The organism is Xylanimonas ulmi (assembly GCF_004216535.1).
GTDB classification, from domain to species: Bacteria; Actinomycetota; Actinomycetes; order Actinomycetales; family Cellulomonadaceae; genus Xylanimonas; species Xylanimonas ulmi.
The window spans coordinates 743,519-768,443 of record NZ_SGWX01000001.1 but is presented as its reverse complement, the minus strand read 5'-3'; the positions used below and the strand labels follow the sequence as shown (position 1 = coordinate 768,443).

Genomic DNA, 24,925 nt, shown 5'->3' with positions numbered 1-24,925 from the left:
GGGCCGGGCCCGAGGCGACACGCCGCGCCGGATGGTCGTCGCCCACCCCGCCTCGTAGGGTCCGTCCATGAACCCCTGGCTTGAGGCGATCGGCTGGCTCGGCTCCATCCTCGTCGTGCTGTCCCTCACGCAGGCGCGCGTGCTGCGCTTTCGATGGCTCAACCTCACCGGCTCGGTCATCGCGACGGTGTACAACGCCGTCGTCGGCATCTGGCCGTTCGTCGCGATGAACGCGGCGATCGCGCTCATCAACGTGTACTGGCTGTGGCGGCTGCACCGCACCCGCCACGACGCTGCGACGTACGAGGTGGTCGAGGTCGCGCCCGACGACGCCTATCTGCTGCACGTGCTGCGCACACACGCCGAGGACATCGCGCATTTCGCCCCCGCGTTCGCGGCCGTGCCCGGCGACGGCGAACGGCGCTCGGCGTTCCTGGTCCAGCGCGGCGACGAGACCGTGGGCGTGGTCGAGGTGGGCGACGCCGGGAACGGCACGGGCGTCGTCCTGCTGGACTGGGTGTCACGGCGCTTCCGCGACTTCACTCCCGGGGAGTTCGTCTACCGCCGCTCGGGCGTGTTCGCGGCGCAGGGGTTCACCCGGCTCCTGGTCCCACCCACGGCGCGCGCCGACGAGCGCTACCTGACCCGCGTCGGCTTCGTCCCCGCGGACGGCGGCTGGATCCACCCGGTCACCGCCGAGGCGTAGCGCGCGACGGCTACTCCTGGCCGTAGAAGACGCGCTCGACGACGGCGCGCGCCCGGCGTGCCGTGCGCAGGTACAGCTCCTCAAGCTCGGCGCCGTTGTCCACGTCGCCCAGCACGCGCGCGACGCCCGTCAGATCGCGCCGGTCGTGCGGCAGCACGTCGGTCGCCACCCCGGTGACCCGGCCCGACCACAGCACGACGGCGGAGCGCAGCCGCGAGGCCAGCGCCCACGCGTCGCGCAGCGCCCGCGCGTCGTCGGCGGTGAGCAGCCCGGCCGCCTCGGCGGCGTCGAGCGCGGCGACGGTTCCGGTCGTGCGCAGCGACGGCGTCTCGTGCGCGTGCTGCAACTGCAGGAGCTGAGCGGTCCACTCGACGTCGGAGACCCCGCCCCGCCCCAGCTTGAGGTGCCGCTCGGGCTCCACGCCGCGGGGCAGGCGCTCGGCCTCGACACGCGCCTTGATGCGCCGCACCTCGCGCACCTGGGCGAGCGGCAACCCGCCCTGCGGATAGCGCACCGGGTCGACCAGCTCCACGAACCGCTCGGCGAGCTCGCTCGCGGGGCCCCCCACCGCGGCCCCCGCGACGGGCCGCGCGCGCAGGAGGGCCTGCGCCTCCCACACCGAGGACCAACGCTCGTAGTACTCGGCGTAGGAGGCGAACGTCCGCACCAGCGGACCTTGGCGACCCTCGGGCCGCAGGTCGGCGTCCACGGGCAGCGTGGGCTCGGGCCCGACGGCGCCGAGCAGCTCGCGCACCCGGGTCGCCGTCGTCAGGGCGAACCGTCCCGCGACCTGCGGGTCGGCGCCGGGCACGGGGTCGTGCACGAACATGACGTCCGCGTCCGAGCCGTAGCCCATCTCGCGCCCGCCCAGGCGTCCCATAGCCACCACGAGCATGTGCGTCGGGTTCGCCGCCGGGTCCTGCTCCATCCCGAGCTCGTCGCGGGCGACGTGCTCGGCGACCCGCAGCGCGCCGCGCAGCGCGAGGTCGGCGGCGTCGGAGATCGCGGCGGCGGCGCCGACCGGATCGAGCAAGCCGAGCAGCTCGGCCGCCCCGGTGCGGGCCAGCTCGCGGCGGCGCACCGCGCGCAGGCTGGTCGCGGCCTGTTTGGGCTCCTGCGCGCGCCGCAGGATGGCGTCGGCCTCCGCGGCCAGCCGCTCAGGCCCACGCGGTTCGAGCCCCGACGGGTCGTCGAACCACTGCACCGACTCGGGTGAGCGTCCGATGGCGTCCGCCAGGTAGCGCGAGGAGGCCAGCACGTGCGCGAGCGACTGTGCGGCCGAGCCGGAGTCGCGCAGCAGCTTGAGGTACCAGTGGGTCGAGCCGAGCTCGTCGGACAGTCTGCGGAACGCGAGCAGTCCGGCGTCCGGGTCCGCGCCCTCGGCGAACCATCCCAGCAGCACCGGCAGGAGCTGGCGTTGCAGCGCGGCCCGGCGCGAGGTCCCCTCGGTCAGCGCGACGACGTGCCGTGTGGCTCCGTCCGGGTCGCGGTAGCCGATGGCGGCGAAGCGCTGTCGTGCGGCCTCGGGGGCGAGCGACACCTCGTCGTCGGACAGGTGCGCGTAGGCCGGAAGCAGCGGGCGGTAGAAGACCGCCTCGTGCAGCGAGCGGACCTCGCGGCGGGTGGAGCGCCAGCGCTCGATCAGCCCCTGTGCGCCGTCGGCGCGCAGGCCGAGCGCGCGGGCGAGGCGGCGCAGGTCCTCCTCGGACGTGGGCAGCAGGTGGGTGCGGCGCAGTCGGAACAGCTGCACGCGGTGTTCGAGCGCGCGCAGGAACCGGTAGCAGACCGCCAGGCGTGCGGCGTGGTCACGGCCCACGAACCCCGCCGCGGCGAGCGCGGACAGCGCGGCGATGGTGTTGGGCGAGTGGATCGCCTCATCCGAGCGCCCGTGCACCAGTTGGAGCAGTTGCACCGTGAACTCGACGTCGCGCAGGCCGCCGCGACCCAGTTTGATCTGCCGGTCCGCCTCGGCCGCGGGCACGTGCTGCTCGACACGTCGGCGCATGGCCTGCGAGTCCTCGACGAAGTGCTCGCGCGCGACCGCCCGCCAGACCAGCGGGTCGACGGCGGCGCGGTAGGCGCGCCCCAGCTCGACGTCGCCCGCCACGGGCCGCGCCTTGAGCAACGCCTGGAACTCCCAGGTCGCGGCCCAGCGGTCGTAGTAGGCGAGGTGGCTCGACAGCGTGCGCACCAGTGGCCCGGCCTTGCCCTCGGGTCGCAGCGCCGCGTCGACCTGCCACAGCGCCGGCTCGGCCGAGGGGCCGCCGCACACCTTCTGCAGCGTGGCGGCCAGTCGGGCGCCCACGGCGAGGGCCTGCTCCTCCGGCGCCGCGGCGCCGTCGGGGCCGACGCCCGGCTCGACGACGTAGATGACGTCGACGTCCGAGACGTAGTTGAGCTCGCGCCCGCCCGTCTTGCCCATGCCGATGACGGCCAGGCGAGCGGCAGCGTGGTCGGGGTGCTGCGCGCGGGCGATCGCGAGCGCGGCCTCGAGCGCGGCCGCGGCGAGGTCGGCGAGAGAGGCGGCGACCGACGGCAGCAGCGACAGCGGCTCGGTGGCCGTCAGGTCGTCGGCCGCGAGGTCCAGCAGGCGCGCGCGGTAGGCGCGCCGCAGGGCGTCGGTCGCGGTGCGGGCGCCGTCGTCGGGCCACTGTCCCGGCGCGGCGCCGGCCACCGGCGCCGCGGCGTGGGCGTCGGCGCCGACGGCGGTCAGCAGCTCGGCGCGCACGGCGACGGGGTCCGCGCCGACGCCGGGCTCGCCGATGTGCGCCAGCAGCTCAGGCCGGCGGATGAGCTCGTCGCCCAGCGCGGCGGAGGCGCCCAGGACGGCGAGCAGCCGGCGTCGGCGCTCCCCGGCGTCCGCGAGCACCCGGGCGAGCTCGGGCGCGCCCGGCGTCGCCGCGAGGCGCACGAGCTGGAGCAGCGCGAGGTCCGGGTCGGCGCTCGCGCCGATCGCGTCGAGCACCCCGTCGGCGTCGTCCGGCAGGACGGCGACCAGCGCGGCGTCGTCCCATAGCCCGGCCGACCTGCTCAGGTCCGCGAACCCCGCCCGCAGCAGACGGCGCGTGGGGCTCTCGCGGCGACCGGCGCGCGTCACAGGAACTGCAGGAAGCGGTGCAGCTCGTAGGGCGTGACCTGCGCGCGGTACGCGTCCCACTCGGCCCGCTTGTTCGCCAGCACGTACCGGAACACGTGCTCGCCCAGGGTCTCGGCCACGAGCTCGGAGCGCTCCATGACCGCGATGGCCGCGTCGAGGTTCTGCGGCAGCGGCGTGATGCCGAGCGCGCGCCGCTCGGCGTCGGTCAGCTCCCAGACGTCGTCCTCGGTCGCGTCGGGCAGCTCGTAGCCCTCCTCGACGCCCTTGAGCCCGGCCGCGAGCATGACCGCGAAGGCCAGGTAGGGGTTGGCCGCCGAGTCGATGCCGCGGTACTCGATCCGCGAGGAGTTGCCCTTGCCCGGCTTGTACATGGGCACGCGCACCAGGGCCGAGCGGTTGTTGTGCCCCCAGCACACATAGCTCGGCGCCTCGGCGCCGCCCCACAGCCGCTTGTAGGAGTTGACGTACTGGTTGGTCACGGCGGTCACCTCGGCCGCGTGGACGAGCAGGCCCGCGATGAACTGGCGGCCCGTCTTGGACAGCTCGAACTGCGCGCCGGGCTCGTGGAACGCGTTGCGGTCCCCCTCGAACAACGAGACGTGCGTGTGCATGCCCGAGCCGGGGTGCGCCGCCAGCGGTTTGGGCATGAACGTCGCGAAGACGCCCTGTTCGAGCGCGACCTCCTTGACCACGGTGCGGAAGGTCATGAGGTTGTCGGCCGTGGTCAGCGCGTCGGCGTAGCGCAGGTCGATCTCGTTCTGGCCGGGGCCGGCCTCGTGGTGGGAGTACTCCACCGAGATGCCCATCGACTCCAGCATCGAGATCGCCGCGCGGCGGAAGTCGTGCGTTGACCCCCGGGCCAGGTGGTCGAAGTATCCGCCGTTGTCGACGGGCACGAGCGGGGCGTCGGGGCCCGACATCTGCTCGAAGAGGTAGAACTCGACCTCGGGGTGGGTGTAGAAGGTGAACCCCTTGTCGCTCGCGCGGGCCAGCGCGCGCTTGAGCACGTTGCGCGGGTCCGCGAGCGACGGCTCGCCGTCGGGCGTGAGGATGTCGCAGAACATGCGGGCCGTGCCGTGCCGGTCGCCGCGCCACGGAAGCACCTGGAACGTCGTCGGGTCGGGCTTGGCGATCATGTCCGCCTCGTACACGCGGGTCAGGCCCTCGATGGCCGACCCGTCGAACCCGATGCCCTCACCGAACGCCTGCTCGAGCTCCGCCGGCGCCACCGCGACCGACTTGAGCACCCCGAGGACGTCGGTGAACCAGAGCCGGATGAAGCGGATGTCGCGCTCCTCGACCGTGCGGAGCACGAACTCCTGCTGCCTGTCCATGCGCCTATCCTGCCCGACAACTGTTGCGGGCGAGTGACACGGTCATGCGCGCCGGCCTGCGTCGTCGCCGCCGTCGGCCCAGTCGGCGTCCTCCTGGTCCCACGCGTCGCTGCGGCGGCGCGCGCTGTCCAGGGCGCGCGCGGCCTCCTCACGCGTCGGGTAGGGGCCCATGAGGTGGCTCCACGACGACTGCCGCCCCTGCTCGACCTCGCCGGTGCGCGTGTTGAACCAGTACTCCGGCGACATCACCGGATCGCTCTCCTCGCTCATGTCTCGATCCTGCACCACTATGTGCCCATGGCACAGCATCTCGCCTTCGGCATCGACATCGGCGGCTCGGGCATCAAGGGCGCTCCGGTCGACCTGGAGACCGGCGCGTTCGCGGCTGGTCGCGTCCGCATCCCGACGCCCGAGCGCAGCACCCCCGAGGCGGTCGCCGAGGTGCTCGCCGAACTGGTCGGGTCGTTCGACCTGCCGAAGAAGGCCGCCGTGGGCGTCGCGTTCCCCGCACCCATGGACCACGGCGTGGTGCGCTTCATCGCGAACCTCGACCAGTCGTGGAAGGGCGTCGACCTGCCCGCGCTGTTGCACGAGGCGACCGGACGCGAGGTCACCGCCGTCAACGACGCCGACGCCGCGGGCATCGGCGAGCAGCGGTACGGCGCCGCGAAGGGGAAGGACGGCACGGTGCTGGTCGTCACGCTCGGCACCGGCATCGGCTCGGCGCTCCTCGTCGACGGCGTGCTCGTGCCCAACACCGAGTTGGGCCACCTGGAGATCGACGGGTTCGACGCCGAGTCGCGGGCGGCCGACTCCGCCCGCGAGCGCGAGGGGCTCGACTTCCCCGCGTGGGCGCAGCGCCTTCAGCGGTACTTCGAGACCGTCGAGATGCTCCTGTCGCCCGACCTCATCGTGGTGGGCGGCGGTGTCTCCAAGAAGCACGCTCAGTTCCTGCCGCTGCTCAACCTGCGCGCCGAGATCATTCCGGCGCAACTGCGCAACGCCGCCGGCATCGTCGGGGCGGCGGCGCTGGCGGCGTCGGACGCCGAGCGGGCGAAGAAGAAGCGGCGCAAGCGCTGAGGCGCCCGCCGGGCGGCGAGGGTCACCGCATGCGCGCCCGGTCCTCCCGGATGACGCCGTCGACCCCGACCATGCGCAGCACGTCGGCCACGGCGGCCGGCGGGTTGCGCACCGTCACAGCCAGCCCCTCGTCGCGGCCGAGCCGACACATCTGAACCAAGAACGCCACACCGGCGGAGTCGATGAAGCCGATGCGCGTCGCGTCGACCACCACGGGAAGATCTCGCTCCAGCGCGCCGGCGAGCGCCTGGCCCGCCTCGGCGCGCAGCGCCGCGTCGATCTCGCCCCACATCTGAACCACGCTCGCCTCAGCGCCGCGCACGAGGTCGATGCCTCCGACGCGCGTGCCTATGACAGTCATTGCCTGTCCCTCCAGTCCTTGCCCCGGCCGGATTGTCGACCGTGCGGGCGGGCGGCGTCCTTGCCGCGTGTTTGCGACCGTACACCCAAGATGGGACATCACGGAACAGTGCTTTGCGACCTGTTGGCGCAAGACCCGCAGTTTTCATCCCATCTCGCCCTGCGCGAACGGGCGCGGCGACGTACGGGTCGCTCAGCCGCGCAGTGCGATCAGGTACGTCAGATAGGCGCCGTAGAGCAGGACGAACGCGACGCCCTCAACCCGGGAGATGCGCCGCCCCGTGAGGAAGACCGGCACGCACAGGAGCGCCGCGCCCGCCATGAGCGGCAGGTCCACGCTCACCAGTTGCGGGTCGACGTCGACGACCGAGGGGCCGAAGAGCAGCGAGCCTCCGAGGATGAACGTCAGGTTGTAGGTGCTCGACCCGATGAGGTTGCCCACCGCGATCGACCGGCCGCCGCGCACCGTCGCCGTGATCGTCGTGGCGAGCTCGGGCAGCGAGGTGCCGATGGCCACGACCGTCAGCCCGATGAGCGTCTCCGAGACCCCAAAGACCTCGGCGATCTCGACGGCGGCCGTGACCAGCCAGTCGGCCCCCAGCACGATGACCGCGATGCCCGCCAGCAGGAGCGCCAGGTCGGCCGCCGTCGACCGCATGGTGGACGGCAGCGCCTCCTCGTCGGCGTGGGCCGCCTCGACGCGGGCGGCGACCCCCGACGACGCCTCACGCCGTGCGGTGACCAGGAGCAGGGTCGTATAGCCGATCGCGATGGCGAGCAGGAGCACGCCCTCCCACGTCGACAGGGCGCCGTCGAGCGACAGCAGCAGCAGGAGGACCGCCGAGCCGACCATGGCCGGCAGGTCGAGCCGGAAGGTCTGGCGCTGCAGTGTGATGGGGCGGATGGCTGCCGCCAGGCCCAGGATGAGCAGCAGGTTCACCATGTTGGTCCCGGCGATGTTGCCGAGCACCAGCGAGCCCTGCCCACGGGACATCGCGTCGATGCCGACGGCGAGCTCGGGCGCCGACGTCCCGATCGAGACGACGGTGAGGCCGATGATGAGCGGGGAGATGCCGAGTCGGCGCGCCAGGCGCGTGCCGTAGCGCACGACGAACTCGGCTCCGCCGATGAGGAACACCAAGCCGCCGAGCAGCGTCAGGACCGTCACAGGGCCACCACCTCCGCGGACCATCGTGCCCTGCCGCACGGCGACATGGACGCTGGTCAGCGTCTCGTGTCGCATCCTGCGGCGGTGCGGACAGGCCACAAAGCCGCGGGCGGCGCGCCGGGGCCTCGCGCCGACGCGATCGCGGGGTCAGCCGACGGTGAAGATCGGCAGGCAGAGCACGACGCCGAAGATCGCGCCCAGGATGAGCGGGCGGGCGAGGGCGCGTCGCGCGGCCGTGGGGGCTGCCGCGGTGCGCGCGAGCGCGGTCGCGACGTCGTCGAGCTCTCGAAGCGTCGTGGGGGCTGCGGTGGTCGTCGTCATCGGGGTCGTCCTCCTCGGGTTCGAGGACGACACTCCGACTCAACGTGGGCACACCTGAGAGCGTCGACGGCCATCTGAGTGGGCGCCGAGGGCACGGTGAGTGCCGAACGGCGACAACGGCGGGCCACACACGCCGATGTGCGCCCGGGGCCGACGGCGACTGTGCCGGGCGGCGTCGAGGCGCCGCGAGACGGCCCGCGCGGGTGTGGGGTGAGTGCGGGGTGGGTGCGGACGAGCCGGTCTGTACGCCGGGTTCTGTGCCCGCCTCAGGTCGCCCCGAGGCGGGTGACGGTCATCCATCTAGGCCCTGCGTCGCCGCAGGGCTCAAGCGGTCTACCCGACTGCGTCTCCCGAGGGAGTCGGGCGGGCCGCCCTCAACCGCAGTCTGTCTGACCTTGCTCCAGGTGGGGTTTACCGAGCCGCGCCTGTCACCAGGCGCGCTGGTGGTCTCTTACACCACCGTTTCACCCTTACCGCCCGGCTCGCGCCGGGTGGCGGTCTGTTCTCTGTGGCACTGTCCCGCGGGTCGCCCCGGGTGGCCGTTAGCCACCACCTTGCCCTTCGGAGCCCGGACGTTCCTCGGGGCCCGTCTCCGGGCCACGCGACCGTCCGACCGACTCGTCCGCGCCTCGAAGTGTAGTGGCCTCGGCGCGTGCGCCCGGCACCGCGAAGGGTGTTGTGGTCGAGTACTTGATGACATACAGTACTTGCTGTGACACAGCCTCCCCCGGACCATGCCGACGACGCGTTCGCCGCCGACCTGCTGCGCGGGCACACCGACACGATCGTGCTCGGAGCGCTGCGCTCCGGCGATCGCTACGGCTTCGAGATCTACAAGACGATCCGTGACGCGACCGGCGGGGCCCACGAGATCAAGGAGGCCACCCTCTACGCCACCTACCGCCGCCTCGTGAAAGACGGCCTTGTCGAGGCGTACTGGGGCGACGAGTCCCAGGGCGGTCGCCGCAAGTACTACCGGATCACCGACGCCGGCCGCGCCGTCTACCGCTCGAGCGTGGCCGCGTGGGTCGCCACCCGCGACGTCATCGACGAACTGCTTGAGACGCGCTCCGACACTCACCGAAAGGGTCAGCCCCGATGACCACCGTCCACCGCCTGCTCGACGAGGCGTTCGCGGGCGTGCCCCAGTCCCCCGAGGTCGCCGACCTCAAGGAGGAGATGCGCGCCGGCCTGCTCGACCGGGCCGCCGAGCTCGAGGCCTCGGGCCTGTCGGCCGACGACGCCGCACGCCGCGCCGTCGCCGAGCTGGGCGACGTCGGAGCGCTCGTCGCCGAGGTGTCCGGCGCGTCCGCCGGCCGCCGCGGCGCCGCCGACCCCGCGCCCGACACCGCGCCCGACCCCGTGGCCGACGAGGGCTCGCCCGCCTGGGCCGTCGCCGAGCGCCTGCGCGCCCTGCACCACGTCCGGCCCCGCCCGTCGTTCGTCGTCTCCGTCACGCTCGCCGCGCTCGTCGCCGCAGGCGCCGTCGCGGCGCTCGCCCTCGTGCTCGCGGGAGTGCTCGCCCTGACCGGGACCGCCGCGACGTTCGGGCTCTCGGCCCTCGCCGCCATCGCCGCGGGATGGATCGTGGGGTCGTCGCTGCGCCAGGAGACCACGCGCAACCACCCCGTCCCGGCGGGCCGGGCCGCCGGCTACGGCACGGCGACGGCGCTCGCGGTGGCCGGAGGCGGCGTCGTGACCACGTCACTGCTCGACGCAGACCTCGACGCCGGCGCCGCCTGGCCGCTGGGCGGCGCCGTGCTGCTCGTGCTCGGCGCGCTCGCTCTCACCTGGCTCGGCGTCACCCAGACCAACCGCACCAAGGCATGGGCGCGCGAGGCCGCCCGCGCGCACCACGGCGACGACCGGTTCTCGCAGGACCCCGCCGCGGCCGCCCGCTTCGGGATGTACACCGCCGTGATCTGGGTCATGGCGTTCGTCGTCACGGCCGTGCTCGGCGTCGTGTGGACCTGGCGGTGGTCGTGGCTCACACTCGTCGCCGCCTGGGCCGTGACGATGCTGCTGCTCGCCCAGATGCTGTTCGGCAAAGACACGCAGCGCTGACAACCCGCGCTGACACAGAAGTCCCCGGGCGGCTGCCACCGCCCGGGGACCGCACCCAAGCCCGGCACTCCGCCGGATCCGAGACGCACTCCCACCCTACGGGGGCGCCGGGCTTCGTCCATGAGCCACTCCAGGAGGCAGACCCCATGCCCATCACGACAGCGCTGCCGCAGCGCCCCCGCACGTCCCCCGGCCCCGCGATCGAGGTCGCAGGGCTGACCAAGTCCTACCGCTCGCGCCATGGCGTGGTGCGCGCCCTCGACGGCGTCGACCTCGTCGTCGAGCCGGGCGCGGTGCTGGGCCTGCTGGGCCCCAACGGCGCCGGCAAGTCCACCACCGTGCGCATCCTGGCCACCCTCTCCCTGCCCGACGCCGGCACGGCCCGCGTGTCGGGCCACGACGTCGTGCGCGACGCCGCGGCGGTCCGGCGCGAGATCGGCTACGTCTCGCAGCGGCCCGTCACGCGCGGTTTGGACACCGGCCGCGAGAACCTCGAGCTCGCGGGGCGGCTGCACGGCCTGAGCCGCCACGCGGCGCGGGCGCGCGCCGGAGAGCTGCTCGACGCCTTCGGCCTGGGCGCGTCGGCCGACCGGCTGGTGCGCACCTACTCCGGGGGCATGGCCCGCAAGCTCGACGTCGCGGTCGGGCTCATGCACTCCCCCGCCGTCCTGTTCCTCGACGAGCCCACCACCGGCCTCGACCCCGAGGCGCGCGCGGAGCTGTGGGCGCTCGTGTCGCGCCTCGCGGCGGACGCCGGCATGTCCGTGCTGCTCACGACCCACTACCTCGACGAGGCCGACCACCTCGCGAACCAGGTCGTCATCGTCGACCGCGGGCGCGTCGTGACCAGCGGCACGCCCGACGCGCTCAAGGACCAGCTCCACGGTGACGGCCTCACGGTCGACCTGGACGAGGCTGACGACGCCGCGCGCGCCGCGGGCGTCGCCGCGCGCGTCGACGGGCTCAGCGAGGTCGGCGTCGACGGTCGCCTCCTGCGGGCGCGCGCGGCGTCGGGCGCCGTGACGCTGCCCACGCTGCTGGCGGCGCTCGATGCCGCGGGCGTGCGCGTGCGGGCCGCCGGGCTGGCGCGCCCGAGCCTCGACGACGTGTACCTGCACCACACCGGGCATGCGTTCGACACCGGACATCCGCGCGACACCGGGAGCCCGCTCGACACCGACTCCGCGCGCCTGGCGGTCGGGGCATGAGCGCCGTCACCCACACCGCGATGCTGGCCGCACGCGCGGCGCGCGGCACCCTGCGTGTCCCGGTCTTCGCGGCCATGCAGGTGGTCCAGCCGCTCATCTGGCTGCTGCTGTTCGGGCAGCTCTTCCAGGCGGTCGTCGACATCCCGGGGTTCGTCGCGCCCGGCGCGACCTACCTGGAGTTCATCACGCCCGGCGTGGTCATGATGACCGCCATGTTCGGCGCCGCGTGGGCGGGCACGGGCATCGTCGAGGACTGTGAGCGCGGGGTCATGGACCACCTGCTCGCGTCACCCGCCAGCCGCATGTCGATCCAGGTCGCGAGCCTGGTCTGGTTCTCGGCGGTCGCGGTGGCGCAGGCGCTCGTGGTGCTCGCCGTCGCGTGGGCGTGCGGGGCGCGGTTCGACGGCGGCGGCGCGGGCCTGCTCGTGCTGTTGCTCGGCGTCGTGCTGCTGACGTGCGTGTTCGCGGCGATGTCCAACGCCGTCGCGCTGGTCACCCGGCAGCAGGAGGCGCTGATCGGCATCTCGCAGGGGCTGACCATCCCGCTGATGTTCCTGTCCTCGGCGGTGATGGACACGCGCCTGTCTGCGGGCTGGGTCGCCACGGCGGCGAGGGTCAACCCCTTCGACTGGGCGGTGGTCGCGGGCCGTGAGGCGCTGACGGCCTCCCCCGACTGGGGACTGGTCTGGGGTCGGCTCGGCCTGCTGGCGGCCCTCGCCGTGGTGATGACGGGGCTCGCGACCGCGGCGTTCCGGGCGTACCGCAGCGCATCGTGACCGATCACCGCCGGCGCTGACCGGCGCCCGCGCAGCGGGAGCACGGCGGACACGTAGGGTGGTGCGCCGTGCTCCTGCTGCTTCCCCCGTCCGAGGGCAAGACCGCCGCTCCCGACGGCGCCGCGCCCGTCGACCTCGCCGCGCTCTCGCACGACGACGCGCTCGGCGCCCACCGCGCGCGCGTGCTGGACGCGCTGGCCCGCGCCAGCGCGGAGCCCGAGGCGACCACGACGCTCGGCGTGGGAGCGTCGCTCGCCGCCGAGGTCGCCCGCAACACCCGGCTGCGCGCCGAGCCCGCGGCGCCGGCCGCGCTCGTCTACACCGGTGTGCTGTACGCGGCGGCCGGGCTCGGCCGGGCGGTGGGCGACGGCCTTGCGGCGACCGACGACGTGCGCGTGCTCTCAGGCCTGTGGGGCGCCGTCGCGCCGGGCGACCGCATCCCCGCCTACCGGCTGTCGATGGGCGTCGACCTGCCCGGCGTCGGCAAGCTCGCGGCGACCTGGCGCGGACCGCTCGGCGACGCGCTCGACGCGCGCGCGGCGGGCGACGTCGTCGTCGACTGCCGTTCGGCCACCTACGCCGCAGCGTGGAGGCCCCGCCCCGGCACGGCCGAGTGGGTGAGTGTGCGGGTGGTGCGCGAGGCGGACGGGCGCCGGACCGTCGTCTCGCACAACGCCAAGCACACACGCGGCGTCCTGACGGGCCACCTGCTGCGGCGCGCCGGGGCGACGCCGCCAAGCGCCGACGCGCTGCTTGCCGCGGCGCGCGAGTTGGAGGGCGCGGTCATCGGCACGCAGGTCGGCAGCGGCCTGAGCTACCGGTTGGTGGCCGCCGCACTCCACCCCGCCCGCACCCGCACGGCGCCCGCGACGCTGGAGCTGGTCATCGCCTGAGGGCCCCCGTCGCCGGCGCGGTCACGTGGGGTGAGCCACCGTGACGACCTCGGTCGAGGCCGAGAAGTAGCGCAGGATCGTCAGCGAGCACGGGGGCACACGCAGGCTCGACCACCGCGCGGGGGGCATCGCCAGCGCGCGCCCGACAACCGTGCGAATCATCGCCGCGTGCCCTGCGACCACGACCGTGCGACCCGTCCCGGCGGCGCGCAGGTCCTCGATCGCAGCCGCGACGCGCACGCCCACCTGCTCGTACGACTCCCCGCCGGGCGGCGCGAACGTGCCCGTGGCGAACCAGCGCTCGAAGTCGCCGGGCCAGCGCTCCTCGACCTGGGCCGGGGTCAGCGACTCCCAGTCGCCGAACTCCATCTCGCGCAGGCGCTCGTCGACGGTCACCGGCAGTCCCAGGCGGCGTCCGACCGCGGCGGCGACCTCCTGGGTGCGCACCATGGGCGAGGCGGCGATGTGGCTCGGGCGAGGCAGGTCGGGCCACGCCTCGCGCAGCCGGTGGATCGCGTCGGCCGCGCGGGCCGCCTGCGTGCGGCCCTCGGCGGTCAGCGGCGGGCCGGGGACCTGGCCACCCGAGAGCCCGCCGACCAGCGTCAGCGGGGTGACGCCGTGGCGCACCAGCACGAGCGTCAGGGCGTCGGCGGGGTCGAGCGCCGAGAACGCGCCCGAGGGGCGCCACCCCGGCTCGTCGTCCGTCCGCGCCCCCAGCGTCTCGCCCGGCTCGGCCGTCGCATGCCCGGCGCCGGCGGGTCCCGTGGCGTGATCGCGGACGATGCGCGGCTCGCGCGTGTCCATCGCCTCGTTGGCGAGCGCGTCGGCCGCCGAGTTCTCCGCGCGCGGCACCCACGTGTACTCGACCTGCCCGGCCGGGAAGACCGCGCGCGCCTGCGTCGCGATCGCCCGCAGCGCCGCGTGCTTGATCTGCCACGCGCCGGTCATCTGCTCGACGACGAGCCGCGAGTCCATGCGCACGCGCACCCGCGCCGCGGGGTCGACCTCGCGCGCCGCCCGCAGTCCCTCCAGCAGCCCGGTGTACTCGGCGACGTTGTTGGTGGCCACGCCGAGGTATCCGGCCCGCTCGGCGAGCACGGCGCCGTCGACGCCGCGCACCAACGCGCCGTAGCCCGCGGGCCCGGGGTTGCCGCGCGAGCCGCCGTCGGCCTCGACCACCAGCTCCCGCGCGCCCTGGTCGCCGACCGGCCCGCCGACAGGCGCCGTCACTCGGTGACCCGCACGAGGATGCGACCGCACTCCTCGCACCGCACCACCTCGTCGGCCGCCGCCGACCGCGCGGCGGCCAGGTCGCCCGGGTTGAGCTCGAGCCCGCAGCCCTCGCAGCGCCCGCCGCGCAGCGCGGCCGCTCCGGTCCCTCCCAGGCGCGCGCGCAGGCGGTCATAGAGCGTCACGAGCGCGGCGTCGATCCCGCCGGCGGCCTCGATGCGCTCGGCCGCGAGCGCCGCGGCCTGCGCGCCGAGGTCGGCGAAGGCGGCGTCCCGCTCGGCCTCGGCCGCGCTCTTGGCGTCGACGAGCTCCTGGTGGGCGGCCTCGACCTTGTCGAGCGCCTCCTGGTGGGCCTCGAGCCGCTCCATGACGTCGAGCTGGACCTCTTCGAGAGCCGACTGGCGACGGCCGAGCGAGGCGAGCTCCTCGGTCACGGCGAGCGCGTCCTTGGCGCCGAGGGCGCCCGCGTCGATCCGCTGCTGGTCCTTGGCGGCGCGCGCGACCACCTGGGCGACGTCGGCCTCGGACTTGGCGAGCTCGCGCTCCAGGTCGCTCACCGCGGTGCGCGAGTCGACGAGCGAGCCGCGCAGGTCAGCGATGCGCTTGTCGAGCTCGGCGATCCGCGCGAGGGACGGGTGCGTGCGCCGTGTGTGGGCGAGCTGCTGCGCGCGCGTGTCGAGGGCTTGCAGGGACAGCAGCCGGAGCTGGTCCTCGGGGGCTGCAGTGGTCACCGCGGGTCCTTCCTGTCGGGCCTGCTGCGCGGCCTGAGGGCTGTCATGGAGCTGTCACCGTCGTCGTCCACGGGTCGGTGACGCGCGTGGAGACTGTGCAGGTCACGCTACCTTCCTCGCCCCGCGCCGCGAGACGTGCGGTGACGCCGGCCGTCAGGTCCGCCGCCGCATAGCGCAGCCACGGCCACTCGGAGGCGAAGTGCGCGGTGTCGACGAGGAAGGGCGTGCCGTCCTCGAACAGCGCGCGCTCGCGCAGTTCGGAGGCCGGGTGGTGGCGCAGGTCGGAGGTGACGTAGACGTCGACGGCCGCCGAGCGCACGGCGTCGAACAGCGAGTCACCCGACCCGCCGACGACGGCGGCGGTGCGCACCGTCGCGTCGAGGTCGCCGGCGACGCGCACGCCCTGCGCGGTGGCGGGCAGCGCGATGGCCACCCGCCGGGCGAACGCGCCCAGCGTGGTCGGCTCGGCGAGGCGGCCCACCCGGCCGACGCCGGTCTGGGCGCCTGCGGCGTGCGCGACGAGCGGCTCGCGGTCGACCAGCCCGACGGCGTCGGCGAGCGCGTCCGCGACGCCCCGCGGGGCGGCGTCGGCGTTGGTGTGCGCGTTGTACAGCCCGACACCGGCCGCCAGCAGGCGGTGCACGACCGACCCCTTGAAGGTGGTCGCGGCGACCGAGTGGACGCCCTTGAGGAACAGCGGGTGGTGCGTGACGACGAGGTCGGCGCCCACCTCGAGCGCCTCGTCGACGACGGTGGCGACCGGGTCGACCGCGAGCAGCACGTGGCGCACCGGGCGGGTGGGGTCGCCGGCCACGAGTCCGACCGAGTCCCAGGCCTCGGCCGTGTCCGGCGGGTACAGGCCGTCGAGCACGGCGACGACGTCAGCGAGCGTGGGGGCGGTCATGGGGCGAGACTACGGCGGCCTCTCGTCCGAAGTGGTTTCAGCAACTGCTAAAGTGGCCCCTCGTGCACACCCAGCCCCTGTACGCGATCAAGGCGGAGCTGTTCAAGGCGCTCGCCCATCCCGCCCGCCTCCAGGTGCTGGAGGTCCTGGCCGCCGACCCGGACCTCACCGCTCCCGTCGCGCGCCTGCTCGAGGTGACCGGCGCCGAGCCCTCGGCGCTGTCGCAGCACCTGGCGGTGCTCAAGCGCGTCGGCGTCGTCGACTCCGCGCGCACCGGCAACCTCGTCGACTACCGGCTCACCGAGCCGCTGGTCGCCGAGCTGCTCGTCGTGGCGCGCGCGTTCCTCCTCACCCGCCTCGCCGACGCCGCCACCGGCGCCCAGCTCGACGCCGTCCGCCAGCTCCCACCGCTGCCCGGCGCCTCCGCGCGCGGCGTGCTCGAGGCCGCCGAGGCCGCATTCGAGGGCGTGGCCCGATGATCCGCGACCTGCTTCCCGCCCGCGCCGACTACGACCTGCGCCCGCGCAGCGTCCTGGCCGACCTCGTCGCAGGCCTGACCGTCGGCGTCGTCGCACTGCCGCTCGCGCTCGCCTTCGGCGTCAGCTCGGGCGTCGGGGCCGCCGCGGGACTCGTCACGGCGGTCGTGGCGGGGATCGTCGCGGCGGTGTTCGGCGGCTCGGGGCTGCAGGTCTCGGGACCGACGGGGGCCATGGCCGTCGTCCTGGCGCCCGTCGTCGCCACGCACGGCCTCGGGTCGGTCGCGCTGGTCACCGTGATCGCCGGGGTTGTCGTGATCGCCGCGGGCGCGCTGCGCCTGGGCCGCATCGTCACCTACATCCCCTGGCCCGTGGTCGAGGGCTTCACCCTCGGCATCGCCTGCATCATCTTTCTGCAGCAGGTGCCCGCGGCGGTGGGCGTCTCGGCGACCGCCGGAGGGAACACTGCCGTGGCCGCGGCGCGCGCCGTCGCAGACGCGGCGTCCGGCGCCGGCGCCGCGACCGTCTGGACCCTCGGCGTGGTCGCCGTCGTCGCGCTCGTGATGCTGACGTTGCCGCGCCTGTCGGGCCTCATCCCCGCCTCGCTCGTCGCCGTCGCCCTCGTCACCGTGCTCGCCGAGGCGCTGCACGCGCCTTTGCCGCGCATCGGCGCGCTGCCCGACTCGCTGCCCCTGCCCGTGCTGCCGTCCGCCAGCGCCGGGGCGCTGCGCGAGCTGGGCGGTGCGGCGCTCGCAGTCGCCGCGCTCGCCGCGATCGAGTCGCTGCTGTCAGCGCGCGTCGCCGCCTCCATGTCGACGACCGACAGCCTCTACCACCCCGACCGCGAACTCGTCGGGCAGGGCCTCGCGTCGGTGGCCAGCGGCCTGTTCGGCGGCATGCCTGCCACAGGCGCGATCGCCCGCACCGCCGTCAACGTGCGCTCCGGGGCGCGCACGCGGCTGGCCGCCGTCGTGCACGCCGTCGTCATCCTCGCCGTCATCGCGCTCGCGACCGGCCCGGTGTCCCGCATCCCGCTCGCGGCGCTGGCCGGGGTGCTCATGGTCACGGCGTTCCGCATGATCCCGGGCCGCACGGTCGCCACGGTGGTGCGCGCGAGCCGCTCCACGGCCACCACGTTCGTCGTCACGGCGGTCATCACCGTGGCGTTCGACCTCATCGAGGCCGTCGAGATCGGCGTGCTGGTGGCGGCGTTCTTCGCGCTGCGCGCCGTGGCGCGGGCCGCGGGCGTGCACCGCGAGCCGCTGCCCGGGCACGCGCAGCCGGGCGACGAGCACGTCGCGCTGTTCCGGCTCGAGGGCGCCATGTTCTTCGGCGCCTCCGACCGGGTGCTCACGCAGGTGGCGCAGGACTCGATCCGCGACGGCGTGCGCGTCGTCGTCCTGCGCCTGTCGGGGCTGCGCATGGTCGACGCCACCGGCGCCAAAGCCCTCGGCGACCTGGTGCACGAGCTGGAGCGACGCGGGGTCACCGTGCTGGTCAAGGGCGTGCAGCCCGGGCACGTCGGCCTGCTGCGCAACGTCGGCGTGCTCGACGAGCTGCGCGACGAGCGGCACCTGTTCGAGACGCTTGAGGACGCCGTCGAGCACGCGCGCTCGCACGTGCGCCGCTCCGAGCGGGGCCAGGACGTGCCGCAGTTGCGCGGGCTGCGCTGAGCTCCCGAGCGGGACGGGCCCGTCGCCTACTTGGCGTCCGCGTAGGAGGCGACCGTCGCGACCGTCAACGGGAACTCGACCGGGGCGTCGCCGAACAGCAGCCGTCCCGCCTCGGCGGCGGCCTCGCGCAGCTCGCGCGCGACGTCGTCGGCCCACGCCGCGGGCGTGTGCACCACGACCTCGTCGTGCAGGAAGAACGCCAGATGCGGGCGGCGCGCGAACACGCCGTCGCCCGCGGACGGGGCGTCGTCGCACTCCCCGAGCGCCCACAGCCGCCGGCGCGCTGACGCGAGCCACGCGAGCGCCCATTCCGCGGCCGTGCCCTGGACCACGAAGTTGCGGGTGAACCGGCCCCACGAGCGCGTGACGGAGCGCGCACGGGCCGCGGCGTCAGCGGCGGCCCGACCCGACGCCCCCGGTCCGGCCGACGGGTCGGCGGCGTAGGCGCCCGCCTGCGCCTGGGCCCACGACTCCCCCGGACGCGGCGAGCCACGCCCGAGCCACGTGGCCACGACCTCACCGCGCTCGCCGGCCCGTGCGGCGTCCTCGACCAGGGCGATCGCGCGGGGGAACGCCCGCGCGAGGCTCGGCAGCACCTGCGCGCTGGCGCCCGTGGTCCCCCCGTACATCGCGCCGAGCATGCCGACCTTGGCGAGCTCGCGCGTGGCGACCGCGCCCGAGGCGACGATGCCCGCGTACATGTCGCCGCCCCGGCCCGCCGCCGCCATCGCCTCGTCGCCGCTCATCGCCGCGAGCACGCGCGGCTCGAGCTGCGCGACGTCGGCGACGACAAGGGTCCACCCCGGGTCGGCGACCACGGCGCGGCGCACCTGCTTGGGCAGTTGGAGCGCTCCCCCGCCCACGCTCGACCACCGGCCTGTCACGACGCCGCCCACCACGTACTCCGAGCGGAACCGCCCGTCGCGCACCCAGGTGTCGAGCCAGTTCCAGCCGTTGGCGGTCAGCAGGCGGCTGAGGCTCTTGTATTCCAGGAGCGGGGCGACCACCGGGTGGTCGACGTCGGCCAGCTCCCACTTGCTCAGGCTCTTGGTCCCCACACCCGCGTACTGCATGGCCTTGAGCAGGCTCGGGTGCGAGTCGGGGTTGAGGGTGGGCGGCGCGTCGAGCGCCTCGCGGATGCGGACCGCGAGCGCCTCGAGCCGCTCGGGGCGCTGCCCGGGGGCGGGCCGGGGGCCGAGCCGCTCGGTGAGGATCGCCTCGTGCACGTCCGCGCGCCAGGGCAGCCCGGTGTGGTGCAGCTCGGCGGCGACGAGCGCGCCGGCGGACTCGGCGGCCAGCAGGAACCGCAGGCGGCCGGGCGCGGTGGCGTCGGCGAGCGCGGCGTCCTGCGCGGCGTCCTCGGTGTGCGGGTCGAGGTCCGCTCTGCCCGCGCGCCGGCCTCCTGCGGCGTCGCCGAGCTCGATCAGGCCCAGGTCGAACAGGCCCAGCGCCGCGGGATGCGCGCCCGGCACGAGAGGCGGCGGCCCGGCGGGTTCGGGCTCCAGGGCGTCCCACGGTCCGGCCGGTGCCCGGGCGAACGGGGTGTGCGCGGTCAGCGGCGATCGGCGCAGGATGGCGTGGGCGAGCCGCAGGTCGTGCGCGCGCTCGACGCGCACCCCGGCGTCGAGCAGGTCCGGGTACCAGCGGTTGGTGTCGTCCCAGGCCCACCGCACCGGTGGCGTCGCCCTCTCGCCGTCGCGCACGAGCGCGGCGAGGCCGACCCCTCGATCGTCCTCGCCCAGTACCCGCCGCACGCCCCCATCCTGCCCGCCGCCCCTGACACGGCAGGCCCCTGACACGGCGGGAGCCCCAGGGCCTAGGAGCCGGTGGCGGCCACGGCCGTCGGGATCGGGACCACGCCCGAGGTCAGGGCGAGAGTGCGGCCCACCGCCGCGCCCGACAGGACGAGCTCGGCGACGACGGCGCCCACGTCCTCGCGCGGGACCGTGCCGCGCGTGACGCGCTCGCCCGCGAGCGTGACGCGGCCCGTGCCGGGGGCGTCGGTGAACTGGCCCGGACGCAGGATCGTCCAGTCGAGTCCGGAGGCGCGCAGGTCGTCCTCGGCCTGCGTCTTGGCGTCGAGGTAGGCGGCCCACACGGGCGTCGAGCCGCTCGGCGCGGGCGCGCCGGCGCCCTGCGTCGAGACCTGCACGATCCGGCGCACGCCCGCCTCGCGCGCCGCCGCGGTCACCAGGACCGCGCCGTCGCGGTCCACGGTGTACTTGCGCTCGACGGTGCTGCCGGGGCCGGCGCCGGCCGCGAACACGACGGCGTCGGCGCCGTCGAACTGCGCGGCGACGTCGGCCGCCGAGGCGTGCTCGAGGTCGATCACGACGCCGGCGCCGCCCGCCGCCTCGACGTCGGCGACGTGGTCGGCGTTGCGCACCAGGCCGACGACGTCATGCCCGCGCGCGGCGAGGTACCGGGTCAGGTGGAGCGCCACCTTGCCGTGGCCTCCCGCCACGACGACGCGCAGGCGGCGCGGTTCACGAGTGGGCACAGGCCGACCTCCTCATGGTGGACTCGGCGGCGCGCCGAGTCGGCACCAGTCTTTCAGCGCCGATGCGCGCCGTCACCTGGTCGGGCGTGTCGAGGACGACGGCGCGTCGCCGCCGACGATCCGGTCACGGAGCCGGGCGGCGGCGCCGTCGACGTCGAAGCCGGGCAGGAGCGGGCTGAGGATCGCGCAGTAGTTGTGGACCGCGGCGAGGCCGAGGGCGATGTCCAGATCCTCCGGCTCGGGCTCGCCCTCGTGTCCCGTGCGCAGGCGGCGTGCCTCGCGCGCGAGCGCGACGTGTGCGCGGGCGACGAGCTCGCGCAGCTCGGGCCGGGCCGTGGGGTGGCGCAGCGCGAAGAGGTAGACCTCCAGGGCCAGCAGGATGTCGTCGAGCGTGGCCTCGGAGGGCGCGACGCCGTCGTCGACCCCCTCGCCACGCGCTTCGAGCTGCCGTGCGACCTCGACGAACAGGTCCTCCTTCGAGGCGAAGTTCGCGTACAGGGCGCCCTTGGTGTACCCGGCCGCGGCGGCCAGGTCGGCGACGGAGGCGCCCTCGTAGCCCTGGGCGGCGAAGACTCGGCGGGCCGCCTCGACGAGGTCGGCGCGGGTCCGCTCGGCCTTGGCCGCGCGGGCCGAGGCTCGTCCTGAGAGCTCGGCTGCGGCGTCGCCGAGCTCGCGGCTCAACTCACGCGACGCCTGGGTCAGCTCGTCGGCGATCTCCCGGCGCGCCTCGGCGCCGGCCTCGCCGAGCGTCTGGCCCAGCGCCTTGCTCAGCGCCGCCACCGCGTCCTTGAGTCCGCGCGAGGCCGAGCGCAGGTCGTCGTTGTCGTTCACCATGACCGCAACGATACATGCCGAACGGTTTGCCGTACCGTTCGGCATGTCATACCGTCCTGTCCATACCGAGCGGTACTCCCCGTCGTGCCGCCACGACCGAGAGGCATCCCATGTCCGACGACGTCCTGACCGTCCAGGACCTGCGCAAGCGCTACGGCTCCGGCACGCGCGCCGTGCAGGCCAACGACGGCGTCGACCTGACGGCCCGCGCCGGCCAGGTCGTGTGCCTGCTGGGCCACAACGGCGCCGGCAAGAGCACGCTGGTCAACCAGGTGGTGGGCATCGCCGCCCCCGACGCCGGCACGATCCGGCTCGCGGGCGTCGACGCCGTCGCGCACCCGGCCCAGGCGCGAGCGCTCGCCAGCGTCCAGGCCCAGGCGAACGTGCCCATCACGGGCTTGACCCCACGCCGCGCCATCGACCTGGTGGGGCGCATCCGCGGCGGACGGCGCGGCGACGTGCGCCGCCGCACGGCGCACCTGCTCGACGCGCTCGACCTCGGCCAGTGGGCCGACGTCCCCGCGGAGAAGGTCTCAGGCGGCGTCGCGCGCCTGACGGCGTTCGCCATGGCCGCCGTCGCCCCCGGCCGCCTCGTCGTGCTCGACGAGCCGACCAACGACGTCGACCCCGTGCGCCGCCGCCTGCTGTGGCGCGAGATCCGCTCGATCGCCGACGACGGCGCGGCCGTGCTGCTCGTGACGCACAACGTGCTCGAGGCTGAGACCGTCGTCGACCACGTCACCGTGCTCGACCGTGGGCGCGTCGTCGCCGACGGCGCACCCGCCCGCCTCGTCGCAGACAACCCCGGCGACTCGCTTGAGGACGCCTACATCCACCTGGTCGGCGAGACCCACGCCGCCGGTCCCCAGCGGCAGGAGACGGCACGATGAGCGCCCCCAGCACCACCCTCACCACCGTCACCCCCGGCGCGACCACACCGGCGTCGTCGCTGCGCCAGCTCGGCCTGCTCATGCAGTGGCAGGCGCGCCGCATGTCGCAGTGGCTGCCGCTGCTCGTGGTCATCCAGGTGCTCCTGGCCGTGACCACGGTGTTCGGCTACGGGCTGCTGGTCGGGTCACCGCCGCGCGAGGCGGCGCTCTACCTCGCCACGGGCGCGCCCACCATCACGCTCATCATGGTCGGCCTGGTGATGGCGCCCCAGCAGGTCGCCCAGGCGCGCACCGAGGGCAGCCTCGACTGGATGCGAACCCTGCCGGTCCCCCGCTGGACGTTCCTCACGGCGGACCTGGCGGTCTGGTCGCTGGTCGCGCTGCCCGGCACGGTGCTCGGCGTCGTCGTCGGGGCGTGGCGGTTCGACATCGCGCTGTCCGTCAGCCCGTGGATCCTGCTGGCAGCGCCCGTCGTCTCGCTCACCGCGGCGACGGTCGGCTACTCCATGGCGACGCTGCTGCCCCCGCAGGTCGCCCAACTGCTCAGTCAGGTCATCGTGTTCGTGGTGCTGCTGTTCTCGCCCGTGAGCTACCCCGCCGCGCGCATGCCCGGCTGGCTCGCCGGCGTCCACGAGTGGCTGCCTGTGCAGCCCATGGCCGAGGTCATGCGGGCCAGCCTCGTCAGCGACGAGTTCGGCGTCTCGCCGCGCACCGTCGTGGTGCTCGCGGTGTGGTGCGCCGCCGCGGTCGCGGGCGCGTGCCGGGCGCTGCGACGCCGGTCCTGAGGCGCCGGTCCTGAGGCGCCGGCTCGACGAGTGCGGCTATGCGGCGGCCGGCCCCGCGACCACCGCCAGCACCGCCTCGCCGTAGCGGTCCAGCTTGGCCTCCCCGACCCCGCTGATCGCCGCGAGCTCGCCCGACGTCGTCGGGCGGGCCGCGGCGATCGAGCGCAGCGTGGCGTCGGCGAACACGATGTAGGCGGGCTTGCCCTGCTCCTTGGCCTCGCCCGCGCGCCAGGCCCGCAGCGCCTCGAACAGCGGCACGTCGGCCTCGGCGAGGTCGGCCGCCGGGCTCGCCTTGCGCGAGCGCGCGGCACGGGCCGGGCGCGCCGGCTCGTGCCGCATCCGCACCTGCCGACGTCTCGCCAGCACGTCGCCGCTCGCCTCGGTCAGCACGAGCGTGCCGTGCTCGCCCTCGACGGTGAGCAGCCCCTGGGCCAGCAGTTGGCGGACCACGGCCCGCCACTCGGACTCGGCGAGGTCGGCGCCCACGCCGAACACCGACAGCTCCTGGTGGCGAGACCGTCGGACCTTCTCGGTGTCGCGGCCCAGCAGGATGTCGACCACCTGCCCGGCGCCGAAGCTCTGGCCGCGCTCGCGCGCCAGACGCAGCACGGTCGACAGGACCTTCTGCGCGGCGATCGTGCCGTCCCACGCCTCAGGCGGGTCGAGGCAGGTGTCGCACGCGGCGCAGCCGCCCGGATGCTGCTCGCCGAAGTAGGCGAGCAGTTGCGCGCGGCGGCACTCGACCGTCTCGCACAGCGCGAGCATCGCCCCGAGGTGCTGGTTGAGGTTGCGCTTGTGCGCGGCGTCGCCCTCGGAGGTCTCGATGAGCCGCCGCTGCTGGACGACGTCGGCGAGCCCATAGGCCAGCCACGCCGTCGCGGGCAGCCCGTCGCGCCCCGCGCGGCCCGTCTCCTGGTAGTAGCCCTCGACCGACTTGGGCAGGTCGAGGTGCGCGACGAACCGCACGTCGGGCTTGTCGATGCCCATGCCGAACGCGATGGTCGCGACCATGACCAGGCCGTCCTCGCGCAAGAACCGCGCCTGGTTGGCCGACCTCACCGCCGCGGGCAGGCCCGCGTGGTACGCCAGCGCGTCGATCCCGTTGTCGACCAGCGTCGCCGCCGTCCGCTCGACCGACGCGCGGGACAGGCAGTACACGATGCCCGCGTCGCCCGCGTGCTCGGTGCGCAGCAACTCCAGCAACTGCCGCTCGGGGCGGTCCTTGGGCACGATCCGATACTGGATGTTGGGGCGGTCGAAGCTCGACACGAAGTGCCGCGCGCCCTCCAGATCCAGCCGCGTGGCGATCTCGCGGCGCGTGGCCGCGGTCGCGGTCGCGGTCAGCGCGATGCGCGGCACGTGCGGCCAACGCTCGTGCAGCATCGACAGCTCGAGGTAGTCGGGCCGGAAGTCGTGGCCCCATTGCGAGACGCAGTGCGCCTCGTCGATCGCGAACAGCGAGATCGTCCCGCGGTCGAGCAGGTCGACGGCGGCCCTCGTGCGCAGGCCCTCGGGCGCGAGGTAGAGCAGGTCGAGCTCGCCCGCCTCGAACGCCCGCTCGACCGCGCGGCGCCGTTCGCCGTCGAGCGTCGAGTTGAGGAACGCCGCGCGCACGCCCAGCGCCGCGAGCGCGTCGACCTGGTCCTGCATGAGCGCGATGAGCGGTGAGACCACGACTCCCGTGCCGGGGCGCACCAGCGCGGGGATCTGGTAGCACAGCGACTTGCCGCCGCCCGTGGGCATGAGCACGAGCGCGTCGCCGCCCGCGATCACGGTGTCGATGATCGCGGCCTGCTCGCCGCGGAAGGAGTCGTAGCCGAAGACCCGCCGCAGCACGTCGCCCGCACTGGCGGGCCGGGCGCCGGGCGCCGTCTCGATGCTCACGCCCGCGAGCC

The 24,925-nt window shown here is 74.8% G+C and carries 24 protein-coding genes and 1 other RNA gene; 11 read left to right on the top strand and 14 right to left on the bottom strand.

What is annotated here, in order from left to right:
* Nucleotides 1–67: 67 nt before the first annotated feature.
* On the top strand, nucleotides 68–706 hold the full coding sequence (locus EV386_RS03405; RefSeq protein WP_130412340.1) for a YgjV family protein: 639 nt from the start codon (nucleotides 68–70) through the stop codon (nucleotides 704–706).
* Nucleotides 707–716: 10 nt separating this feature from the next.
* Here EV386_RS03405 and EV386_RS03400 read toward each other — a convergent pair whose 3' ends face one another.
* The 3 genes from EV386_RS03400 to EV386_RS03390 are packed head-to-tail and all read right to left on the bottom strand — an operon-like array spanning nucleotide 717 to nucleotide 5,407.
* Nucleotides 717–3,803, bottom strand: a complete 3,087-nt coding sequence (locus tag EV386_RS03400; RefSeq protein ID WP_130412338.1) for a bifunctional [glutamine synthetase] adenylyltransferase/[glutamine synthetase]-adenylyl-L-tyrosine phosphorylase — start codon at nucleotides 3,801–3,803, stop codon at nucleotides 717–719.
* Entirely contained in the window at nucleotides 3,800–5,137 is a 1,338-nt protein-coding gene (glnA, locus tag EV386_RS03395) for a type I glutamate--ammonia ligase (protein WP_130412336.1), read from the bottom strand. The genes EV386_RS03400 and glnA overlap by 4 nt, the downstream gene beginning before the upstream one ends.
* 42 nt (nucleotides 5,138–5,179) lie before the next feature.
* Nucleotides 5,180–5,407: an SPOR domain-containing protein gene (locus EV386_RS03390; protein ID WP_130412334.1), complete on the bottom strand. Its 228-nt coding sequence runs from the start codon at nucleotides 5,405–5,407 to the stop codon at nucleotides 5,180–5,182.
* Nucleotides 5,408–5,434: 27 nt separating this feature from the next.
* Between EV386_RS03390 and ppgK the strand changes: the two genes are divergently transcribed.
* Nucleotides 5,435–6,217: a polyphosphate--glucose phosphotransferase gene (gene ppgK, locus EV386_RS03385; protein WP_130412332.1), complete on the top strand. Its 783-nt coding sequence runs from the start codon at nucleotides 5,435–5,437 to the stop codon at nucleotides 6,215–6,217.
* 22 nt (nucleotides 6,218–6,239) lie between these two features.
* Here ppgK and EV386_RS03380 read toward each other — a convergent pair whose 3' ends face one another.
* The 4 genes from EV386_RS03380 to rnpB form a co-directional block, all read right to left on the bottom strand.
* Nucleotides 6,240–6,578, bottom strand: coding sequence for an STAS domain-containing protein (locus EV386_RS03380; RefSeq protein ID WP_130412330.1), 339 nt, complete (start codon nucleotides 6,576–6,578; stop codon nucleotides 6,240–6,242).
* Between the two features lie 192 nt (nucleotides 6,579–6,770).
* Nucleotides 6,771–7,745: a calcium/sodium antiporter gene (locus EV386_RS03375; protein WP_130412328.1), complete on the bottom strand. Its 975-nt coding sequence runs from the start codon at nucleotides 7,743–7,745 to the stop codon at nucleotides 6,771–6,773.
* A 147-nt stretch (nucleotides 7,746–7,892) separates the two neighbouring features.
* Nucleotides 7,893–8,066, bottom strand: coding sequence for a hypothetical protein (locus EV386_RS18190; RefSeq protein WP_165399821.1), 174 nt, complete (start codon nucleotides 8,064–8,066; stop codon nucleotides 7,893–7,895).
* A 228-nt stretch (nucleotides 8,067–8,294) separates the two neighbouring features.
* Nucleotides 8,295–8,687, bottom strand: an RNA gene (gene rnpB, locus EV386_RS03370) — RNase P RNA component class A.
* Nucleotides 8,688–8,778: 91 nt separating this feature from the next.
* Between rnpB and EV386_RS03365 the strand changes: the two genes are divergently transcribed.
* The 5 genes from EV386_RS03365 (at nucleotide 8,779) to EV386_RS03345 (ending at nucleotide 13,007) form a co-directional block, all read left to right on the top strand.
* On the top strand, nucleotides 8,779–9,168 hold the full coding sequence (locus EV386_RS03365) for a PadR family transcriptional regulator (RefSeq protein ID WP_130412326.1): 390 nt from the start codon (nucleotides 8,779–8,781) through the stop codon (nucleotides 9,166–9,168).
* Nucleotides 9,165–10,130, top strand: a complete 966-nt coding sequence (locus EV386_RS03360) for a permease prefix domain 1-containing protein (protein ID WP_130412324.1) — start codon at nucleotides 9,165–9,167, stop codon at nucleotides 10,128–10,130. The genes EV386_RS03365 and EV386_RS03360 overlap by 4 nt, the downstream gene beginning before the upstream one ends.
* 146 nt (nucleotides 10,131–10,276) lie before the next feature.
* Nucleotides 10,277–11,338: an ABC transporter ATP-binding protein gene (locus EV386_RS03355; RefSeq protein WP_130412322.1), complete on the top strand. Its 1,062-nt coding sequence runs from the start codon at nucleotides 10,277–10,279 to the stop codon at nucleotides 11,336–11,338.
* On the top strand, nucleotides 11,335–12,114 hold the full coding sequence (locus EV386_RS03350) for an ABC transporter permease (protein ID WP_130412320.1): 780 nt from the start codon (nucleotides 11,335–11,337) through the stop codon (nucleotides 12,112–12,114). Before EV386_RS03355 ends, EV386_RS03350 begins: the two co-directional genes overlap by 4 nt.
* A 68-nt stretch (nucleotides 12,115–12,182) precedes the next feature.
* The gene (locus tag EV386_RS03345) at nucleotides 12,183–13,007 is read left to right on the top strand and encodes a YaaA family protein (protein ID WP_130412318.1); all 825 of its coding nucleotides are present in this window, start codon (nucleotides 12,183–12,185) and stop codon (nucleotides 13,005–13,007) included.
* Nucleotides 13,008–13,028: 21 nt separating this feature from the next.
* Here EV386_RS03345 and EV386_RS03340 read toward each other — a convergent pair whose 3' ends face one another.
* Genes EV386_RS03340 through EV386_RS03330 form a run of 3 tightly spaced genes read right to left on the bottom strand, consistent with a single transcriptional unit; the run spans nucleotide 13,029 to nucleotide 15,872 of the window.
* Nucleotides 13,029–14,237: a bifunctional RNase H/acid phosphatase gene (locus EV386_RS03340; protein ID WP_130412316.1), complete on the bottom strand. Its 1,209-nt coding sequence runs from the start codon at nucleotides 14,235–14,237 to the stop codon at nucleotides 13,029–13,031.
* Nucleotides 14,234–14,968, bottom strand: a complete 735-nt coding sequence (locus EV386_RS03335; protein WP_130412314.1) for a zinc ribbon domain-containing protein — start codon at nucleotides 14,966–14,968, stop codon at nucleotides 14,234–14,236. Before EV386_RS03335 ends, EV386_RS03340 begins: the two co-directional genes overlap by 4 nt.
* Before the next feature lie 43 nt (nucleotides 14,969–15,011).
* The gene (locus EV386_RS03330) at nucleotides 15,012–15,872 is read right to left on the bottom strand and encodes a Nif3-like dinuclear metal center hexameric protein (RefSeq protein ID WP_130412312.1); all 861 of its coding nucleotides are present in this window, start codon (nucleotides 15,870–15,872) and stop codon (nucleotides 15,012–15,014) included.
* Between the two features lie 62 nt (nucleotides 15,873–15,934).
* On the opposite strand from EV386_RS03330, the gene EV386_RS03325 reads away from it, so the two are divergent.
* Together EV386_RS03325 and EV386_RS03320 are read left to right on the top strand one after the other, a co-directional pair.
* Nucleotides 15,935–16,351 (top strand): ArsR/SmtB family transcription factor, encoded by a 417-nt coding sequence (locus tag EV386_RS03325; RefSeq protein WP_130412310.1) that lies wholly within the window; start codon nucleotides 15,935–15,937, stop codon nucleotides 16,349–16,351.
* Nucleotides 16,348–18,021 (top strand): SulP family inorganic anion transporter, encoded by a 1,674-nt coding sequence (locus EV386_RS03320; protein ID WP_130412308.1) that lies wholly within the window; start codon nucleotides 16,348–16,350, stop codon nucleotides 18,019–18,021. Before EV386_RS03325 ends, EV386_RS03320 begins: the two co-directional genes overlap by 4 nt.
* A gap of 26 nt (nucleotides 18,022–18,047) precedes the next feature.
* On the opposite strand, the gene EV386_RS03315 is transcribed toward EV386_RS03320, so the two are convergent.
* The 3 genes from EV386_RS03315 to EV386_RS03305 form a co-directional block, all read right to left on the bottom strand.
* Nucleotides 18,048–19,775, bottom strand: a complete 1,728-nt coding sequence (locus EV386_RS03315) for a bifunctional 3'-5' exonuclease/DNA polymerase (RefSeq protein ID WP_130412306.1) — start codon at nucleotides 19,773–19,775, stop codon at nucleotides 18,048–18,050.
* Nucleotides 19,776–19,837: 62 nt separating this feature from the next.
* Entirely contained in the window at nucleotides 19,838–20,521 is a 684-nt protein-coding gene (locus EV386_RS03310; protein WP_242607813.1) for an SDR family oxidoreductase, read from the bottom strand.
* A 72-nt stretch (nucleotides 20,522–20,593) separates the two neighbouring features.
* Entirely contained in the window at nucleotides 20,594–21,355 is a 762-nt protein-coding gene (locus EV386_RS03305) for a TetR/AcrR family transcriptional regulator (RefSeq protein ID WP_165399820.1), read from the bottom strand.
* 110 nt (nucleotides 21,356–21,465) lie between these two features.
* Between EV386_RS03305 and EV386_RS03300 the strand changes: the two genes are divergently transcribed.
* Together EV386_RS03300 and EV386_RS03295 are read left to right on the top strand one after the other, a co-directional pair.
* The gene (locus EV386_RS03300; RefSeq protein ID WP_130412302.1) at nucleotides 21,466–22,245 is read left to right on the top strand and encodes an ABC transporter ATP-binding protein; all 780 of its coding nucleotides are present in this window, start codon (nucleotides 21,466–21,468) and stop codon (nucleotides 22,243–22,245) included.
* Nucleotides 22,242–23,030, top strand: a complete 789-nt coding sequence (locus EV386_RS03295) for an ABC transporter permease (protein ID WP_130412300.1) — start codon at nucleotides 22,242–22,244, stop codon at nucleotides 23,028–23,030. Before EV386_RS03300 ends, EV386_RS03295 begins: the two co-directional genes overlap by 4 nt.
* 36 nt (nucleotides 23,031–23,066) lie before the next feature.
* Here EV386_RS03295 and recQ read toward each other — a convergent pair whose 3' ends face one another.
* A complete protein-coding gene (gene recQ, locus EV386_RS03290; protein ID WP_130412298.1) occupies nucleotides 23,067–24,914 on the bottom strand; it encodes a DNA helicase RecQ in 1,848 nt (615 codons plus the stop codon).
* Between the last annotated feature and the right edge of the window lie 11 nt (nucleotides 24,915–24,925).

Coding starts and splice junctions, on each gene's coding strand:
- EV386_RS03405 (WP_130412340.1), top strand. CDS start 68: ATGAACCCCTGGCTTGAGGCGATCGGCTGGCTCGGCTCCATCCTCGTC.
- glnA (WP_130412336.1), bottom strand. CDS start 5,137: ATGGACAGGCAGCAGGAGTTCGTGCTCCGCACGGTCGAGGAGCGCGAC.
- EV386_RS03390 (WP_130412334.1), bottom strand. CDS start 5,407: ATGAGCGAGGAGAGCGATCCGGTGATGTCGCCGGAGTACTGGTTCAAC.
- ppgK (WP_130412332.1), top strand. CDS start 5,435: ATGGCACAGCATCTCGCCTTCGGCATCGACATCGGCGGCTCGGGCATC.
- EV386_RS03380 (WP_130412330.1), bottom strand. CDS start 6,578: ATGACTGTCATAGGCACGCGCGTCGGAGGCATCGACCTCGTGCGCGGC.
- EV386_RS18190 (WP_165399821.1), bottom strand. CDS start 8,066: ATGACGACGACCACCGCAGCCCCCACGACGCTTCGAGAGCTCGACGAC.
- EV386_RS03360 (WP_130412324.1), top strand. CDS start 9,165: ATGACCACCGTCCACCGCCTGCTCGACGAGGCGTTCGCGGGCGTGCCC.
- EV386_RS03355 (WP_130412322.1), top strand. CDS start 10,277: ATGCCCATCACGACAGCGCTGCCGCAGCGCCCCCGCACGTCCCCCGGC.
- EV386_RS03350 (WP_130412320.1), top strand. CDS start 11,335: ATGAGCGCCGTCACCCACACCGCGATGCTGGCCGCACGCGCGGCGCGC.
- EV386_RS03330 (WP_130412312.1), bottom strand. CDS start 15,872: ATGACCGCCCCCACGCTCGCTGACGTCGTCGCCGTGCTCGACGGCCTG.
- EV386_RS03320 (WP_130412308.1), top strand. CDS start 16,348: ATGATCCGCGACCTGCTTCCCGCCCGCGCCGACTACGACCTGCGCCCG.
- EV386_RS03305 (WP_165399820.1), bottom strand. CDS start 21,355: ATGGTGAACGACAACGACGACCTGCGCTCGGCCTCGCGCGGACTCAAG.
- EV386_RS03300 (WP_130412302.1), top strand. CDS start 21,466: ATGTCCGACGACGTCCTGACCGTCCAGGACCTGCGCAAGCGCTACGGC.
- EV386_RS03295 (WP_130412300.1), top strand. CDS start 22,242: ATGAGCGCCCCCAGCACCACCCTCACCACCGTCACCCCCGGCGCGACC.